Source organism: Sulfuriroseicoccus oceanibius, assembly GCF_010681825.2.
GTDB lineage: Bacteria > Verrucomicrobiota > Verrucomicrobiia > Verrucomicrobiales > SLCJ01 > Sulfuriroseicoccus > Sulfuriroseicoccus oceanibius.
Genome location: NZ_CP066776.1, coordinates 2,455,907 through 2,472,073 on the forward strand (window position 1 = coordinate 2,455,907; position 16,167 = coordinate 2,472,073).

The 16,167-nt window shown below is 59.4% G+C and carries 16 protein-coding genes; 10 read left to right on the forward strand and 6 right to left on the reverse strand.

The features are described 5' to 3' along the window. Positions 1-183 precede the first annotated feature (183 nt). Together G3M56_RS09885 and G3M56_RS09890 are read right to left on the reverse strand one after the other, a co-directional pair. The gene (locus tag G3M56_RS09885) at positions 184-1,143 is read right to left on the reverse strand and encodes an acetyl-CoA carboxylase carboxyltransferase subunit alpha (protein ID WP_164362423.1); all 960 of its coding nucleotides are present in this window, start codon (positions 1,141-1,143) and stop codon (positions 184-186) included. A 170-nt stretch (positions 1,144-1,313) separates the two neighbouring features. Beyond that, a complete protein-coding gene (locus G3M56_RS09890; RefSeq protein ID WP_164362421.1) occupies positions 1,314-1,763 on the reverse strand; it encodes a hypothetical protein in 450 nt (149 codons plus the stop codon). A 137-nt stretch (positions 1,764-1,900) separates the two neighbouring features. On the opposite strand from G3M56_RS09890, the gene G3M56_RS09895 reads away from it, so the two are divergent. The 4 genes from G3M56_RS09895 to G3M56_RS09910 all read left to right on the forward strand — a co-directional run bounded on the left by G3M56_RS09895 (position 1,901) and on the right by G3M56_RS09910 (position 4,961). Next, positions 1,901-2,167: a hypothetical protein gene (locus G3M56_RS09895; protein ID WP_164362419.1), complete on the forward strand. Its 267-nt coding sequence runs from the start codon at positions 1,901-1,903 to the stop codon at positions 2,165-2,167. 54 nt (positions 2,168-2,221) lie between these two features. Next, a complete protein-coding gene (locus tag G3M56_RS09900; protein WP_164362418.1) occupies positions 2,222-3,058 on the forward strand; it encodes a TatD family hydrolase in 837 nt (278 codons plus the stop codon). 174 nt (positions 3,059-3,232) lie between these two features. Further along, positions 3,233-3,580 (forward strand): P-II family nitrogen regulator, encoded by a 348-nt coding sequence (locus G3M56_RS09905; protein ID WP_164362416.1) that lies wholly within the window; start codon positions 3,233-3,235, stop codon positions 3,578-3,580. Positions 3,581-3,740: 160 nt separating this feature from the next. Further along, positions 3,741-4,961 carry a glycoside hydrolase family 10-like protein gene (locus G3M56_RS09910; RefSeq protein WP_164362410.1) on the forward strand — a complete coding sequence of 407 codons (1,221 nt, stop codon included), beginning with the start codon at positions 3,741-3,743 and terminating at the stop codon, positions 4,959-4,961. A 314-nt stretch (positions 4,962-5,275) separates the two neighbouring features. Here the strand turns inward: G3M56_RS09910 and G3M56_RS09915 are convergent, their stop codons facing one another. Further along, entirely contained in the window at positions 5,276-5,743 is a 468-nt protein-coding gene (locus G3M56_RS09915; RefSeq protein WP_164362408.1) for a Jag family protein, read from the reverse strand. A 202-nt stretch (positions 5,744-5,945) separates the two neighbouring features. Here G3M56_RS09915 and G3M56_RS09920 point away from each other — a divergent pair, with 202 nt between their 5' ends. From G3M56_RS09920 to G3M56_RS09945, 6 genes are all read left to right on the forward strand, one after another. Continuing rightward, positions 5,946-7,067, forward strand: a complete 1,122-nt coding sequence (locus G3M56_RS09920) for an Lrp/AsnC family transcriptional regulator (protein ID WP_164362406.1) — start codon at positions 5,946-5,948, stop codon at positions 7,065-7,067. Positions 7,068-7,141: 74 nt separating this feature from the next. Then, positions 7,142-7,858 (forward strand): hypothetical protein, encoded by a 717-nt coding sequence (locus tag G3M56_RS09925; protein ID WP_164362404.1) that lies wholly within the window; start codon positions 7,142-7,144, stop codon positions 7,856-7,858. Positions 7,859-7,946: 88 nt separating this feature from the next. After that, complete coding sequence (gene dnaX, locus G3M56_RS09930) at positions 7,947-10,241, forward strand: DNA polymerase III subunit gamma/tau (RefSeq protein ID WP_235203375.1); 2,295 nt, start codon at positions 7,947-7,949, stop codon at positions 10,239-10,241. A 40-nt stretch (positions 10,242-10,281) separates the two neighbouring features. Then, a complete protein-coding gene (locus G3M56_RS09935) occupies positions 10,282-10,593 on the forward strand; it encodes a YbaB/EbfC family nucleoid-associated protein (protein WP_164362402.1) in 312 nt (103 codons plus the stop codon). Positions 10,594-10,635: 42 nt separating this feature from the next. After that, positions 10,636-11,685, forward strand: a complete 1,050-nt coding sequence (locus G3M56_RS09940; protein WP_164362400.1) for an endonuclease/exonuclease/phosphatase family protein — start codon at positions 10,636-10,638, stop codon at positions 11,683-11,685. Between the two features lie 27 nt (positions 11,686-11,712). Further along, positions 11,713-14,253, forward strand: coding sequence for an AsmA-like C-terminal region-containing protein (locus G3M56_RS09945; protein WP_164362398.1), 2,541 nt, complete (start codon positions 11,713-11,715; stop codon positions 14,251-14,253). Positions 14,254-14,548: 295 nt separating this feature from the next. Here the strand turns inward: G3M56_RS09945 and G3M56_RS09950 are convergent, their stop codons facing one another. The 3 genes from G3M56_RS09950 to G3M56_RS09960 are packed head-to-tail and all read right to left on the reverse strand — an operon-like array spanning position 14,549 to position 16,051. Further along, positions 14,549-14,977: a hypothetical protein gene (locus G3M56_RS09950; RefSeq protein ID WP_164362396.1), complete on the reverse strand. Its 429-nt coding sequence runs from the start codon at positions 14,975-14,977 to the stop codon at positions 14,549-14,551. Positions 14,978-15,007: 30 nt separating this feature from the next. Beyond that, a complete protein-coding gene (locus tag G3M56_RS09955) occupies positions 15,008-15,607 on the reverse strand; it encodes a sigma-70 family RNA polymerase sigma factor (protein WP_164362394.1) in 600 nt (199 codons plus the stop codon). Between the two features lie 30 nt (positions 15,608-15,637). Further along, the gene (locus tag G3M56_RS09960; RefSeq protein WP_164362392.1) at positions 15,638-16,051 is read right to left on the reverse strand and encodes an OsmC family protein; all 414 of its coding nucleotides are present in this window, start codon (positions 16,049-16,051) and stop codon (positions 15,638-15,640) included. Between the last annotated feature and the right edge of the window lie 116 nt (positions 16,052-16,167).

Here is a 16,167-nt window from a genome sequence, read left to right on the forward strand (position 1 = left end):
GGATACGTACCGAGGCTCGCTTCAGGCACTGATTATCAGCGACAGACAAGCTCCGATTCATTCACCTTGTGCCGGACACCCCGAACATCAGGCCTCAGGGCGCCCCCGAAACGACGATTGCCGGGGCCCTCAGCTTAGAGGACACCCGGCAATCAAAGTCATTTTCTCCTGGAATCTACCGAATCAGGCTTCGGTCCACTCACCGAACTTGCGGTACTTCTCGTAGCGCTGGTTGAGCAATTCCTCGTCATCGAGCTTGGTGAGCTCCGCGATCTGTGCGGCAATGGCACCCTTCAACGCAGCAGCTGCGCTCTCTGGGTTTTGGTGCGCGCCACCCTTTGGCTCGTTGATCACTCCGTCGATCAAGCCAAGCTCGGCAAGATCAGGAGCGGCAATCTTCATCGCCTCGGCAGCTTCGGGCGCGTGCTTGCGGTGCTTCCAGAGAATCGCAGCACATCCTTCAGGGCTGATCACCGAGTAGTATGCGTTTTCCATCATCAACACACGGTCGGCAACACCGATACCCAGTGCACCACCCGATCCACCTTCACCAATCACGACAGCCACGATTGGAGTCTTGATCCGCATCATCTCACGCAAGTTGAAAGCAATCGCTTCAGCGATGTTGCGCTCTTCAGCACCGATACCAGGGAAAGCACCCGGGGTGTCGATGAAGGCAACGATCGGCATATTGAACTTCTCAGCCATGCGCATCAGGCGCAGCGACTTGCGGTACCCTTCCGGGTGCGCGCTGCCGAAGTTGCGCAGCAGGTTCTCCTTGGTGTCGCGGCCTTTCTGATGTCCGAGCACCACACAGGCCATTCCATCCAAACGCGCAATGCCTCCAGGCATCGACTGATCGTCACCAATGTGACGGTCGCCGTGCAACTCGAGGAAGTCGTCGAAGCAATGGCCTACATAATCGAGCATGAACGGACGCTGGGTGTGGCGAGCGATCTGAACACGCTGCCATGGTGTGAGGTTGGCGTAAATCTCTTCTTTGGTCTCGATCAGCCGCGCACGCATCTCGTTGATCTGATCACTCAGATCGATATCGCTGCGCTGGGATTCGTCCAGAAGCTGGTGGAGCTTCTCTTCCAATGCCACAATCGGCTTTTCGAATTCAAGAATTTGATGGGTCATGGATAGCAGGAATTGTTCACCAAAGGAAAGGAGGATCTGTCACCAACCTAATGCCGGTTCAGCTTCCGGATGGTAGCCCTTAGTTTGTGGTGGGACTGCAGCAAAGCAATCACTTTTCGCTCGAAGCACCGTGAAATCTCGATCAACGCCCACTGGATGAACATCAATCATTACGCCGCCAACATCCCGCGCAGCAACGCCAGAAGCTCACGGTTCTCGCGACTCACACGCCTCCCGAACCAAGAACGCCGCGCCCCGGCTCGCGCGACGGCATCGGCCAAAAACACCAAGCCCTGCCGGTATTCCTCCACCTCATCCGAAGTCACAGGCAAGCGCTTCAACACCCCGCAAACCACCAACAACTCCACAGACGGATCCAACACACGCCCCGCAAATGCCGCACGAATCATTTCATAGTGCTCCGCCGCATCCGACAACGCCGCGGCAAACAACGGCGACGGCACCTGATCCGCTCCACGCAACACCGCCGAAAACGCCTGCTTCTGTCGCTCCGCAGCTTCCTGACCGGACGGCGCCACCAGCAACAAAAAGATGAGCACGGGAGCCGCCCTCAAGCGCTCCTGATCGGATTTGCTGATCTGTTTTGGATAATTGATCATCGTCTGTGGGCCGTTTTTAACGAATCTGGTAATTCACGGGCGATCATCAAGAGATGATGAAAAAAGTAAAGCGAATGATTGATCGCCCCTGTAGCCAGCCAGTAGATAAGGGCGTCACGAATCCCCCCGATTAAATTATGAGCACTCCCCAGCAAGCAACCTCACGCCAGACTCCGGAACAAGCCTTCGGCCATGACTACCTGGAAATGCGGATCCGGCTGATTGAGATCGGTGCCATGCTCGACCGCCTCGACCGCGCACGCACCAGCCACCCGGACGCGCCGCAACTCACCGAAGACGACCGCATCGATCGCTGCCGTCAGGCGCTGGAAGTCATCATATCGGAGGCAGAGACTCCCAACAGGGCGGAACGCATCGCCTTGATCTTCTCCGATCTCGACTAACCCCAGCCCGGACTCCATCCGCCCGCAACCACCCCACCCCTCACCCAATCTCCCATGTTCATCATTCAACCTCACTACCACGCGATTGCCCGAACCGCGCAGGACTACGAGCGCATGGCCATGTCTGGCGTTGTCGCCGTCGCCGAACCCGCCTTCTGGGCCGGTTTTGACCGCGACTACCCGGAAACCTTCCTCGACTACTTCAAGCAGATCACTGAATTCGAGCCAACGCGTGCCGCTCAATACGGGATCCGCCATTTCAGCTGGGTCGCGGTGAACCCGAAGGAAGCAGAAAACCCAGAGCTGACCGACGCCGTCTGCGCCGAGATGCCAAAGTATTTCAAGAACAAGAACGTGCTCGGTGTCGGCGAGATCGGACTCCATAAATCCACACCGAACGAGATCGCTGGGTTTGAGCAACAAATCCAACTCGCTCTGGATCACGACCAGCTCATTCTTATCCACACCCCGCACCTCAACGACAAGCTCCACGGCACCAAGAAAACTCTCGAGATCCTCGAAAACTTCTCAGACCTCGATCGCAAACGCGTTTGGATCGACCACGTCGAGGAACACACCGTCAAGATGGTGCTCGATGCCGGCTATTGGGCTGGCATGACCCTCTACCCACAAACCAAAATGACCGGCGAACGCGCCGCTGACATCCTTGAGATGTACGGCTGGGACCGCATGCTGGTGAACTCCTCGGCAGACTGGGGCCCGAGCGACCCATTCACCCTGCAGGAATGCGTCATGGAGTGCCGGCGCCGCGGCCTCGACCGTCAGGAACTCCTCGACATCTTCCACAACAACCCATGCAGGTTCCTGTCCCAATGCCCAAATTGGGACATCGCGCCAATTAAGGTTGTTGATGACCCGCTGACCACGTAAGTTGCCTATTAGCTGGCGCTGCGCGAGCTGCGCACGCCGGCATCTCCTCCATCCATTACATTTGGCACGGTATCCGCTTACCCCTAACTCAAGGCTTCACATCCGCCGTGATCACAACCGGCCCGTTGCCGCAGATTCCAACCACTCAATAATCTATCCGCACCTAGCCCAGGCATGAAAAAAATCGAATCCATCATCAAGCCCTTCAAACTCGAAGACGTTAAGGAAGCCCTCTCGGAGATCGGCGTGCAAGGCATGACCGTGACCGAAGTCAAAGGTTTCGGCCGCCAGAAGGGCCACACCGAAATCTACCGCGGCTCGGAGTACACCGTCGACTTCCTGCCAAAAGTGAAGCTCGAAATCGTGGTGGACGACGACCGTGTCGACGACGTCGTCGATGCAATCGTCAAGAGCGCCAACACCGGCAAGATCGGCGACGGCAAAGTCTTCGTCTCGCCTGTAGACCAGGCAATCCGCATCCGTACCGGAGAAACCGGCTCGGACGCTGTGGCCACCAACTAATTTAGGCTGGCCCGATCCCATTTCTTTGGAGTGCGTATCCTCCGCCACCCGATCGCCGGGCGGCGGAGGATTTTTTTTATCGCCATCACCCCACAGATTTCAAAACGTCGAACCTCCTCACCGACGCTTGATTGCGCAGAACCCCAGCCCCACCCCGACCGTGACGACCAGCCGCCGCCAATTCATCACCACGTCCGCGCTCGCCGCAGCATCCGCTCTCGTCCCTGCCCCACTCACCGCTTTAGCCGCCCCCGCACGCCGCGGACCGGCTGAGTTCCGCGGCGGATGGGTCGCTTCCGTCTACAACCTGGACTGGCCGAGCCGTCCCGGGCTCTCACCAGCGGCGGCCAAAGCGGAACTGATCCGCCTCATCGACCGCATGCAGGCCCTTCACATGAATGCCATGATCTTTCAAGTGAGGCCGAATGGCGACGCACTCTACCGCTCGTCCATCGAGCCCTCCAGCCACTGGCTCACGGGATCCATGGGCGCACGCCTGAGCTGGGATCCTCTTGAAGTTGCGGTCGAAGAATGCCACCGCCGCGGCATGGAGCTCCACGCTTGGTTCAACCCGTTCCGTGCACTCTCGGGTTTGAAAAAGGCACCATCCCGCAAACACCTCAGCCGCAGACGGCCGGACTGGGTGCGCACCATGGGCAAACACATTTGGTTCGATCCCGCGGAGCCAGGCGTCCAAAACCACGCGCTGAAAGTCATCACCGATGTCGTCCGCCGCTACGACATCGACGGCGTCCACCTCGACGACTACTTCTACCCCTACCCGAAGAAGAAAGCCGGACGCCGTATCGAAGAATTCCCAGACATGCACGCATTCCAGAAGAGCGGCATGACCAACCGGGACGCTTGGCGCCGAGCCAACATCAACCACTTCGTCAAGAACCTGTACCATCAAGTCCACGAAACACGCCAAAGCGTCAAAGTCGGCATCTCCCCGTTCGGGATCTGGCGCCCAGGCGTACCAGCCGGCACCAACGCCATGCTTGACGCCTACAACGACTTGGCGGCGGACTCGCATTTCTGGCTCCGCCAAGGCTGGGTCGACTACATGAGCCCACAGCTCTACTGGGCTGACGGCGGTGAGCAATCCTTCTCCGCACTCCTTCAATGGTGGCAAAGCATCAATCCAAAAGGCCGCCACATCTGGCCTGGGATCGATATCACCGGCGAGCGCGGACACGCGACCTCGATGGTCTCGCGCCAGGTACGCATTACCCGCACCACCCGTCAGGCCCCGGCGCCCGGACAAGTCCTCTGGCGCACCGGCCAACTACTCGACTCGCGCAAGCACATTGCCCAGATGCTCCGCCGCGACCTGTACAATACCCCAGCCACCATTCCACCCTGCCCGTGGCTGGCGTGAAGGCGCTGCGCCTCCGATTGGGATATGGATAACGATAAGGATAAAGACGCCTGCGGCTACCTACGCTTCTCGCACGAACGACGCCCAACAGAGCTTTCCCTGAAAGGGAAACGCAGACCAGCCCAGCGGTGAAGGGAGCCTCCGGCGACTTCACACTGCGGAAAGGCGACCTCCCTCTGGGGATTTCCGCCCGCACACAAAATTGGCCGAGCGGGCGTCGCCGTCGAACCCGCCCGATGGCCGCCCGATTGCCGCCGTCAAACCGCCGCCAAACCGCCGCCAAACCGCCGCCAGGCATCAAACAGCCTCCCGCATTAGCCCTGCTTCTTGCGGATGGTAATCCGCTTCATGCGCGAGCGATCCTGTGGGCTCGTTGCCTCGACTTCTGGGAACTCTTTCAATGCTCCGTAAACGATCCGGCGGTGGTACGAGTTCAACGGGTTCAAAATCACCGGGCGCCCACCCGCCGCCACACGCGACGCCACCGCCTTCACCTTTTCCACCATCTCGCTTTCGCGCTGCTCGCGGTAGTGCCCAACATCCACGCGAACCCGCGGAGCATCCGGCAGCTTCTCCTGCAGCACGCGGTTCACCAGATACTGGATATCATCCAATCGGTCCCCCTTGTTGCCAATCAGGATCGCGGAGTCCTCGGTTTCGATCTGCAAACCCGGCCCACGCTCATCGTTTTCTTCATGGATGGTAACAAAGAACCCGAGGGTACCGAGCATCGTGTCCAGGATCTCGCGGGCGGTCGTCAGTGCGGCAGCTTGGTCAGTCATAACAAAAAATTCATCGATTAATGATGCGTGGGCGAAACATGGATCCGCTCGCATTTCCGCGCAACCTCAACAAATCCCTACCTTCCGCGCAAATAGAAACGCCGCGCATCGTTCCCCACCCACACCACCAATCCTCACAATCGTCTACCGGACCCATCGATCGCATTGCAATCGTTGCTCCATCGTCTACCTTGCGCCCGACATGAGCGCAGAAACATTGCCTGTAGAGCACGACGATCCAATCAACGCCCGCATTCTTGCCGTTTCCGAGGACAAGATCGGCGGGTTCACCGCGACCCCATTCCAAGACATCGCCGAACAATCCGGCGTGGATTTCGACACGGTGGTCACCCGTATCCGCGCCATGCTGGAAGCCGGCGTGATCCGCCGCGTGCGCCAAACTCTCCTCGCCACCAAGCTCGCCCACGGCGCCCTCTGCGCCTGGAAGCTGCCTGACGACAAAGTCGATACCGCATTCGACTTCATGGCGAAAAACGATCCATTCTCCGGCCACGTAGTGATCCGCTCGACCGACCGCCAGATTTCCGGGTCGGACTATAAACTGTGGACCACCTTGAAAGTGCCACAAGGCGAGTCGCTCGAAGAACACGCCGACGTCCTCAAGCGCATCGTCGGTGCCGAGGACTACATCCTGATGCCTGCCCACGGCGTTTTCGCCCTGGGTGTCGGCCACGTCCGCCGCAAATCACTCGAACTCGGCGCGAAATACGATGAGCCAGCCACCATGATGACCACCAAAACCGTGGAGCTTTCCCCGGAACAGTGGGACGTCTTGCTGGCCCTGAAAGAAGAGCTCACCCTCGATGAAGTCGGACCAAACCCATGGGAAGGTCGTGCCAAGATCGCTGGTGTCTCGTTGGAGCGCTTCATCGAAGTCGCCAAGCAGCTCGACGAAATGAAAGTCATCGGCCGCTTCTCCACATTCCTCGAGCACGTCAAGCCATCGACCACCGGCAAGCGCGTGACGCGTTTCAATGGTCTCTTCCACTGGAAAGTTCCTAAGGGCATGGAAGAAAAAGCCGGCAGCGAAGTCGGACGCCACCTCATCATGACCCACTGCTACTGGCGCGAAGGCGGCCCACAGTTTGGCGGAGTCAATATCATGGGCGTTGTCCACGGCACGGAAAAAGACCGCGTCCTCGAACACAAGGCAGCGATCGACAAACACCTCGAGGAAATCGGCATTCCGGTCGAATACACCAACGTCTTCTGGGGCGGCCGCTCGGAGATCAAGCCATCCGAGATCTCGCCAAAGGTCTACCGCCAATGGCACGAGGAAAATGCGGAAACGACACTCGACTAACCGCAAACCATCCCTCTAACGTATCGGCCGCCGCTGCACCTCCCGCAGCGGCGGCCGTTTCTTTTGTTCCCCCCATGACCGCACCCGCTCTCGTCGAACTCAAATGTACCAACTGCGGATCCCAACTCGATCCCCAGAACATTTCGCCCCAACTGGCCGCCGCCCGTTGCCCGCACTGCAACTCGCTCTTCGCAATCCCGACCCACACGAGCGCTCCACCTCAGCCCCCTGAGCAACCGAAAATCCGTCCAAAAGCGCGCCAGCCAAAGAACATCAACGTCTCCACCCAACGCGGCGATCTAATTCTTGAGCGCCGTTGGTTCTCGCCTGCGATTCTCTTCTTTCTCTTCTTCGCGCTTTTCTGGACCGGTTTCTCGGTCTTTTGGGTAATCGGAGCGTCGGCAGTCGGCGGATTCTTCGGGCTCTTCGGCCTGCCTTTCGTTGCCATTGGAATCGGCATGCTCTACGCCGTGGCCGCAGGCATCATGAACAGCACCACCATCCAGGTAGGAGCCAGCGCTCTCAGCGTGAAACACGGCCCGCTCCCGTGGGCAGGAAACAAAAGCATTCCGCGCCACCAAATTGCCCAGATCTTCTGCCGCGAAGTCACCAGACAAACCAAGAACGGCAGCAACACCACCTACACGGTGGAGGTCGTCAGCACCGACAACCACCGCGAGCCATTGATCAAGAGCCTCAACCAAGAAGACGAGGCTCTCTACATCGAGCAACAACTAGAGACATTCCTCGGCATCAAGGACAGTCCGGTACGCGGCGAAATGGAGCGGTAATCCCTTGATCCTCATAGCCCAAGGAGTCGAATCCAGAGAATCCTCAAAAAAGGGTTTTCATTCCTTCCGCTCCCCGTAAATTGGGCGCGTGAGTTATCAGGTTTTCGCACGTAAATATCGCCCCACTACATTCGCCGACGTCCTGGGCCAGGAGCACGTCGTACGCACACTCCGCAATGCCATTGAGCAGGACCGGATTGCCCAGGCTTACCTCTTCGCCGGACCACGGGGAACCGGGAAAACCTCGACCGCTCGTATCCTCGCCAAGGCTCTCAATTGCCCGGGCGGACCAAAGATCGACTTCGATCCAAACGACCCGGTCTGCATCGAAATCGCCGAAGGCCGGTCACTCGACGTGCTCGAAATCGACGGTGCCTCGAACAACAGCGTCGACCAAATCCGCGAACTGCGCGACACCGTCAAGTTCGCCCCTACCAGCGGACAGTATAAGATTTACTACATCGATGAGGTGCACATGCTCACCACCCAGGCCTTCAACGCGTTGCTCAAAACGCTGGAAGAGCCACCACCGCATGTGAAGTTCATCTTCGCTACCACGGAGCCGAACAAGGTTCTTCCGACCATCCTCAGCCGCTGCCAGCGCTTCGACCTGCGCCCGATCTCGGAAGCAATCATCGCCAAGCACTTGCTCCACATCGCTCAAAACGAAGGAGTCGTCCTCGAGCCCAACGCGGCACAAGCGGTGGCAAAAGGAGCCGACGGCGGCATGCGCGATGCCCAGTCGATGCTCGACCAGCTCGTCGCCTTCTGTGGCAACACCATCACCGAGCAAAACGTACTCGAAATCTTCGGCTTCTCGTCGCAGGAAACCATCGCCCGCCTCGCCCAGTGCCTGCTGGAGCGCCGCACCGCCGAAGCGCTGGAGCTCATCCACGCGGAACACACCGGCGGCCGCGATTTGGGCAGCCTCCTCTCGGAGCTCATCCAGTTCTTCCGCAACCTTCTCTTGGTCAAAGTTTCTCCGGCCAATGCGTTGCCGGACCTACTTCCAGAAACCCGTCAGCGGATCGATCAACTGGTCAACCACACGACCACCGACCGCCTGCTCGAAGCCACTGACAACCTGGCCGAATACCAGAACAAAATGCGCTGGTCGGCGGACAAGCAGCTCCACTTCGAGCTCGCCGCGATCAAGACCATCCAGATTTTCGAGGAGTCGTCGATTGGCGATGTGGTTCGCATCCTGCGCGACGTGGCGGGCGGTGCTCCAGTACCAGCCCAGCCGGTTCCCGCTCCAGCACCGGCAACAATTCCAGCTCCAGCGGCAACTCCAGCCGCAGAGCCTGCTCTTGAAAGCGCGCCACAGCCGACAGCCCAGCCTGAGCCAGCTCCGCAGCCGGAGCCAACACCCGCTCCAGCCCCAGAGCCGACTCCTGAACGGGTTCCAACTCCAGCAGAAGAAGTCACCCCTGCAGTGCCAAGCCCACAAGCCGAGGCGGATGCGGAGCCCCCACAGCAACCAGCGGCGGAGGAAGCTCCAGTCGCATCTGCCGAGCCGACAGAAAGCCCTGAGCCAACTCTCGGTATCGAGCCGGCTCCGGAACCAGCACCTCTGCTGGAGCCAGAACCAACTCCAGCGCCCGAGCCTGCCGCATCGGAACACGTTCTCGAAGCAGAGCCGACACCTGCTGCAGAGCCAGAATCACAGCCAACTCCCGCGGAACCCATCGCCGAGACCACACCGGCACCAAGCGCCGACACACCGGCCGCCGGAGAACCCACGCCAACTCCGGACACCGACCTGCTCGGCCTCGATCTGACCGGCGACTTGCTCGCCGAGCTCGACAAACAAGCCGAACAACAGCAAGCCGCAGCAAAAGTCGAAGTCGCTCCGGTTGAAGACACCACCCCTGCTCCCGACGCGGAGCCCGCACCGGAAATGAACACCAACGAGGAAGTGCTCGCAGAAATCCTGCGCCGCCTCGACGCCCGGTCCGAGGGTATGGTCGTCGCCGCATTCGAAGGTGCGGAGGTCACGCAGTTCGGCCCGGAAGGCGTCACCGTTGCCTTCCCAGCCGAAGCGGAGTTTGAAATCGACACCGTCGTCCGCCCGAGCACAGCGCTGAAACAAGTCGTGCGCGAACTCAACTTTGGCGATACCCTGAAAATCGAACTCAGCGACGAGCTCCAAGCTCCGGAAGTCGACCTCAGCACACCAGACCTCAGCGACTTCATGCCTGAACGTCCGGCAAAAGAAGAACAGCCCGAGCCCGTCGCTGAAGAAGAACCACCTGCAGCAGACGAACCGGACCCGAATGAGCCGCTTTTGATCGCACAAATGCCAGGCTTCTACGAAGACCCGGCCATCGCCAAGCTCGCTGAAGAATTCGGCCTGCGCGTGGTCAAGGAAGCCAAAAAGTAATCACGAATTCACAACCAACACTCACACCAAACTTACCATTATGAACATTGCCAAGATGATGAAGCAGGCCCAGCAAATGCAAAAGCAGATGGGCGAAATGCAGGAGAAACTCGCTGCCGAGCAAGTGGAAGCCAGCGTCGGCGGTGGCAAAGTCACCGTAACCGCTACCGGCGGTGGCGACGTCGTCGCAATCAAGATCGACAAGTCGGTCGTCGATCCTGAAGACACCGAGTTCCTCGAGGACCTCATCCTTTCGGGCGTCCAGGCCGCCATCTCCAAGGGCCGCGAGCGCGCCGAAGGTGAAATGAAGAAGATTACCGGCGGCATGGGCCTTCCGGGCATGGGCTTCTAAGCCAGACATTGGATCTCAACTATCGCAGCACCACACATCTTCATGGCAGCAAATCTTCGCCAGCGGATCCCTGTGGTGTTGACCTTGGGAGCGTTTCTCCTCCACGGAGTCACGCTCCTTTTGTTTCACTTCCGCTGGGACAAACTCGCGCTGGCGACGGTCATTCCCGTCTGGGTCTACGTTCTGACCGCACTGGCCATGCTGGCCATCGCCGCGTTGATCAACCGCAACCGATGGACCGCAATTGTCGCGGTCATTTGGCTCGCCTCGGTTCCATTCCTCGTCGATGAATCCCGCGGCGTGCTACGTGCGGTCACCGGCAGCGAACGTCCGGCCGCCGAGCGCACCGTCACCACCGAATCCCCCGCCCCACTGCGCCTCGTCTCGCTCAATTGCCAGGCCCGCAACACTGCCGCGGCAAGGCAGGTCGCCCAATGGAATCCGGACATCGTCTTCTTGCAGGAGGCGCCCTTTTTCAACGACCTCAAAAAGATGGGCGATGAATGGTTCGGAGGCGACGCCGTCTTCCTGCGCTCACGGGAATGCGCCATCATCGCCCGCGGCAAGCGCCTGCGCTCGGTTCCCGTCAGCCCCGGACGCACTCCTGCGTCACCTCGCGGGATCGTCGCCCAACTTGAGCTGCTCGACGGGCGAGTGATCGAACTCGTCAACGTCCACCTCGACCACGCCACCACCAAGCTCTCGCTCTGGTCACGCGAAACCTGGCGCCAACACGCGACCAACCGCCGCAACCGACGCCACTCGCTCTATTTTATCCTGCAACACCGGCACCTCATTCCCTCGGTAGACGGCGTTGACCATACGGATCACAACCCATTGCCATCCATTGTCGCGGGCGACTTCAATGCCCCAGCCGGAGACGCCGCCACATCTCCGCTGCGTACCACTCACACCGACGCATGGCAAACGGCCGGCGTCGGCTGGGGTAACACCTACCCGGCCCACCTCCCCGTTCACCGCATAGACCAGGTATGGACCAATGCCAAGATCACTCCGCTGACCATGGCTTCCGTTCAAGTCCCCGGTACCGACCACCGCATGGTGATTTGCGATTTCAACACAGCACCGTAACCTGAAGTCCCACCCTCGTTTTACCGCATGCCCGTCAGCTCGCTCAGATGGATCAAACGCGTCCTCTCCATGGTTGCGGTTTTGTTGCTGCTCTTCGGCATCTGGGCCGGCGTCTACGGAGCTAGCAAAGGCCTGACAAAGAAGTGGCGTGGCATGGTGCAGGAGGAATTCCACCGTCACGGGATCTCGGTGTCGCTACGCCGCCTCACGCTCGACCCCTTCCACGGCCTCGTCGCCAAAGACGTGCGCTTCTACCACAAGGATAACGATGAAGCGTTGATCGCATCGATGGACCGCCTGGCACTCGACGTCAGCCTCATTGCCCTCGCTCGCGATGAGCTCTTCCTCAACCACATCGAGGTCACCGAGGCTCAAATCACCATCCCCCTCACCCCCAAGCGCCAACGATCCAAGAAACCGTCGGAGGACGGCAAGGACGAACTCCGCATCACCGGCTTCAACGGCCGCATCCACCTGGACAACCACCGCATCTCGGTCACCAATGCGGAAGGTGAGGCGCTCGGCATCAAATTTCTCCTCAATGGAGAGTTCCTCCATCAGGACGCTAATGACGACGGCATCCCGGACATCGCCTTGACCACAGACGGAGGAATCCAGACGCCCCCGGATTCATCGGAAACCACCAACCTACCCGAGCCGGGCTCTGACCAGTGGAATGAGTCGATCAATACCGCCCTCAGCCGCCTGCAAAAATCCGTCAACCTACTGCGAGAACTCGAGTTCCCAGACGGCTCACCACGCCTCGTCATCAACACAAAAGCCGAGCTCGACGCCCTGGAAGAAGCCACAGTCGACTTCCAACTCAATGCCCCCGCCGTTCACTGGCGCAACGCAACGCTCAACGATTTGGACATTCAAGCCACCTACGTCGATGGAGTCGCCTCGGTCAGCCGCTGCACCTACCGCGACACGGACGGCGAGTTCGACGGCGAGCTCGAGTTTGTCCGCGCTACCAAACGCCTCCGCTTCAGCCTGCGCAGCCAGACGAAGCTGTGGGACCTCATCACGTCCGCAGCACCTGACCTCGCCAACAATTACGTCTCGTGGAAGGACTCCCCCCTGCTCGAACTCGCCGGTGAACTGGATTGCGCCCAACCCATCACGCCAGCCAACCTCCCTGGGCAGTTCGAAGGTCTAATCGCCTGCGGCAAAGTCCGTATCTGCGAGGTCCCGTTCGACTACGTCTCATTCCACTTCGCCGGTGAGGGCACCACAACCTTTGCCAGATCGATCAAACTGCGCCATGCATCCGGATTAATTGAAGGCGACTTCTTGCGTGAGGACGACCGCTTCAAAGCGCGCGCCGTGGTCACTGCCCACCCGGAAGAGCTTACCTGCTTCGCCTTCGGTAGCCGCGGTGTGGAGCGGTTCCTCAAACGCTTCGACTGCACGCGCTCGTCCAGAGTCACCGGCAAGCTCACTGGCAGCGGGAAGTTCGATGACATCGGCACGTGGGATCTGCAGGCCGCCGGCAATTTCGAGGACGTTCGGTTCAACGAAACCTCGGTGAGCAAAGCGTCGCTTCATTGGCAGTTCCTCAACCGCGAGCACATCATCACGCAACCATCCGTTCGCTTCGCCGAGGAAGGAACGGTCACCGCCGGACGCATCGTCCACAAACCATCCCTCAGCCTAACCGAGGTGACCGACCTCAAAGGAACTGTCCGCCCGGTCACCCTGCTCGGCTTGGTAGCACCGGACGCCGCCCACATCCTCGGCTGCTACGAGTTCTCCCAGCCACCGAAGGTCACGCTCGACGGCGTCATCGCCAGCGGACTCGGCAGACTCAACAACTTCCAAGCCACCATCACGACTCCGGGCACCGCCTTCATCCCCGTCTGCGGCACGCCGCTCCCGCTGAAAGCAGCCAACACCCAGCTCCACATGGTCGGCAACGTGCTCGATATCCCGACAATCAAGGGCACCCTGCTCGGCGGCCCGCTCCAGGCCAACCTCACCGTAGACTTCGCATCAGAGGCCACCGGCATGAAAGGCGGAGTCAAAGTCCGCAATGTCGACTTCTCAAAACTCACCAACCTCTATCGAGACACCCCGGCCAAGGACTCGGCTGAAGCAGACGGTAGTGAAGGCCAACTCACCGGACACATCGAATTCTCATGCGACGCCGGAGACCCGCGCTCCCTCAATGGCGAAGGCGTGGCTGCCATCCTCAATGGCAATATCTTCTCACTCGCTCTCTTCGGGCCGCTCTCGCCACTGGTCGAGGCCGCCCTCCCCGAGGCGGGCGTTGGTTATTCAGTAGCCCGCGAAGCCACAGCCAACTTCACCATCAAGGATGGCGTCTTTAAAACCGACGACTTCGAAGCGCTCACCCCCGCGTTCCGCATGATGGTGAAAGGGACGGTCGATTGCGCCACCCAGCGCCTCGACATGAATGCCCGCCTCAACGCCCGCGGCGTCGCCAAGGTCGCTACCATTCTCTTCAGCTACATCTTCGAGTTCAAAGCCCGCGGCACCATCGACGATCCAAAGTGGAAAGCTCTCCACTTCACCAAGCAGGAACAAGCCCAGCCGCTGGAAGATTGACCGAGCGATCCGCACCGTAAGCGCTCCCATCGGTAATGCCCCGTGCGCCAGGCCGAGGTCAACACGCATCGCGTCCTGAAGGGCCGCCTCAACGTCGCGCCCCGCCCTTCATCTCCGCCCTGGGCAGGCATCACGCCCCCCTCCTGAATGGAGGCCGGAACAAAGCACAGGGCTTCAGCCCTGTGATGGGATTTGATCCTTCAAACAACCCTTGAATGGGTGCCGGAATAGCCACAAAAAGGCGGCTGCCCGGTACGCTCCCGGACAACCGCTCGAAAAATCAACGCTGCGTATGCTACTTCTCCTCAGCCTCCTGCGTCGCCTTGCGGCGCTCATTCTCGGAGACTGACTCCACCACCGGCACCACCACCTTCTTCGGCGCCGTCAGGCTCACTGGAGTCACCAGCAGGTCCTCGTGCACTCCATCCGCCACCGAATCACCGGAAACCCCGCGCTGAAAGGTCATCACCGCCGCCAGCGCAATCGCGCCATAGGCAACCGCTGTGCCCAACACAAAACGCGGCCTGTCCTCTAATCGCTGGACCAGTTGCACCACCTTTCGCTTCCACACTTCTAACAGAGACGGCTTGTATGCCTTCGCGTCTTCTGTCGCACGAAACTCGTCAGCAAAGCGATCGAAGTACCCCAGATCCGGCTGCTCATACCGCTTGAGTTTTAACAAGGCGGAGAGCTTCTCGTGATTTGGGTCGGTCTGCTGGCTCATAATAGGGGGGCTTTTTGGGGGATTCTAACTTCACAGCAAATCACCAAGCTGCGTCTGCAACTGACGATGTGCGTAGAACAATCGCGAACGGACCGTGCCCTCGGATACACCCAAAATTTGGCTGATTTCCGTGTGTGGCATCCCTTGGATGTCAAACATGGTCACTACCGCTCTGTGGTCATGGGACAATGTTTGAAGCGCATCGTTCAATCTTTTTTGAATTTCTTTAATTTTCGCCTGCCGGACCGGGTCACTAACATGGTGATCGTCGACAAATGCAGGGTCGTTCACGATCCCATTGTCGACGTCATCCAAGCTCATCGCCGCGCGCCGTTTCCGCTTCTTGAGGAAATTCAACGCAAGATTCACCGCCACCGAGTGCAGCCACGTCGAAAACGCGGACTTGCCCTCGAAGCGGTCAATCATGCGGTAAGCCCGCGAGAACACATCCTGCATCAGGTCGTTCGTGTCCTCGTGGTTTGAGGTCATGTTATACAGCAGACCATAGATGCGCCGCGAGTGCCTGCGCACCAACTCGTCATAGGCACGCGTATCCCCCTGTTGGGAACGCGCTACCAACTCCAAGTCGTCCGCCTGCTCGGGACTCTGCTCCTGTGGGCTGCCTGCCATCAATGATCTCTCTAACGGATAACCCCGTCACTAGCTACCAACGTAGCGGAAGGTCAGAGGCTTCTCCATCTCCGGATGAAGACTCTGGTGCACCGGGCAACTCAAGGCCGCACGCTCAAGAGCCGGAGCATCCGGGTGACCTTCTTCAAGCGGCACCTCGATCACCGTCTCCAGCTTGGCAATCCGACGCGGCGCATCAGTCGACATCACTTTGTTGACCGTGATCTTCATTCCCTCGAGAGGGATCTCTTTACGTCGCGCGTAGATGCCCATGATCGTCGCCATGCAACCGCCCAGCGCCGTCGCCACAAGATCGGTCGGCGAAAAGCTCTCGCCCTTGCCCTCGTTGTCTTTCGGCGCATCTGTCGTCAGCGATTCGCCGGATGGTGTGTGAACAGCCGAACAACGCAGCTGACCTTCGTAGGTAATGTCAATTTGTACCATTGGGATGGAGTGTTTGCTATTTATTGCCAGCCATCACAGCCGACAGGAAATTGGAGTATGTCGGTGCTTGCCACGGTAAACAACCACGGCAGCCACAACCCGATGAGAAAACGCGC

Bases quoted from the DNA above. Each gene is read 5' to 3' on its own strand.
- G3M56_RS09905 (WP_164362416.1), top strand. From the start codon at position 3,233: ATGAAAAAAATCGAATCCATCATCAAGCCCTTCAAACTCGAAGACGTT.
- G3M56_RS09955 (WP_164362394.1), bottom strand. From the start codon at position 15,607: ATGGCAGGCAGCCCACAGGAGCAGAGTCCCGAGCAGGCGGACGACTTG.
- G3M56_RS09960 (WP_164362392.1), bottom strand. From the start codon at position 16,051: ATGGTACAAATTGACATTACCTACGAAGGTCAGCTGCGTTGTTCGGCT.
- G3M56_RS09925 (WP_164362404.1), top strand. From the start codon at position 7,142: ATGACCGCACCCGCTCTCGTCGAACTCAAATGTACCAACTGCGGATCC.
- G3M56_RS09895 (WP_164362419.1), top strand. From the start codon at position 1,901: ATGAGCACTCCCCAGCAAGCAACCTCACGCCAGACTCCGGAACAAGCC.
- G3M56_RS09885 (WP_164362423.1), bottom strand. From the start codon at position 1,143: ATGACCCATCAAATTCTTGAATTCGAAAAGCCGATTGTGGCATTGGAA.
- G3M56_RS09890 (WP_164362421.1), bottom strand. From the start codon at position 1,763: ATGATCAATTATCCAAAACAGATCAGCAAATCCGATCAGGAGCGCTTG.
- G3M56_RS09915 (WP_164362408.1), bottom strand. From the start codon at position 5,743: ATGACTGACCAAGCTGCCGCACTGACGACCGCCCGCGAGATCCTGGAC.
- G3M56_RS09950 (WP_164362396.1), bottom strand. From the start codon at position 14,977: ATGAGCCAGCAGACCGACCCAAATCACGAGAAGCTCTCCGCCTTGTTA.
- G3M56_RS09945 (WP_164362398.1), top strand. From the start codon at position 11,713: ATGCCCGTCAGCTCGCTCAGATGGATCAAACGCGTCCTCTCCATGGTT.
- G3M56_RS09940 (WP_164362400.1), top strand. From the start codon at position 10,636: ATGGCAGCAAATCTTCGCCAGCGGATCCCTGTGGTGTTGACCTTGGGA.
- G3M56_RS09900 (WP_164362418.1), top strand. From the start codon at position 2,222: ATGTTCATCATTCAACCTCACTACCACGCGATTGCCCGAACCGCGCAG.
- G3M56_RS09935 (WP_164362402.1), top strand. From the start codon at position 10,282: ATGAACATTGCCAAGATGATGAAGCAGGCCCAGCAAATGCAAAAGCAG.
- G3M56_RS09920 (WP_164362406.1), top strand. From the start codon at position 5,946: ATGAGCGCAGAAACATTGCCTGTAGAGCACGACGATCCAATCAACGCC.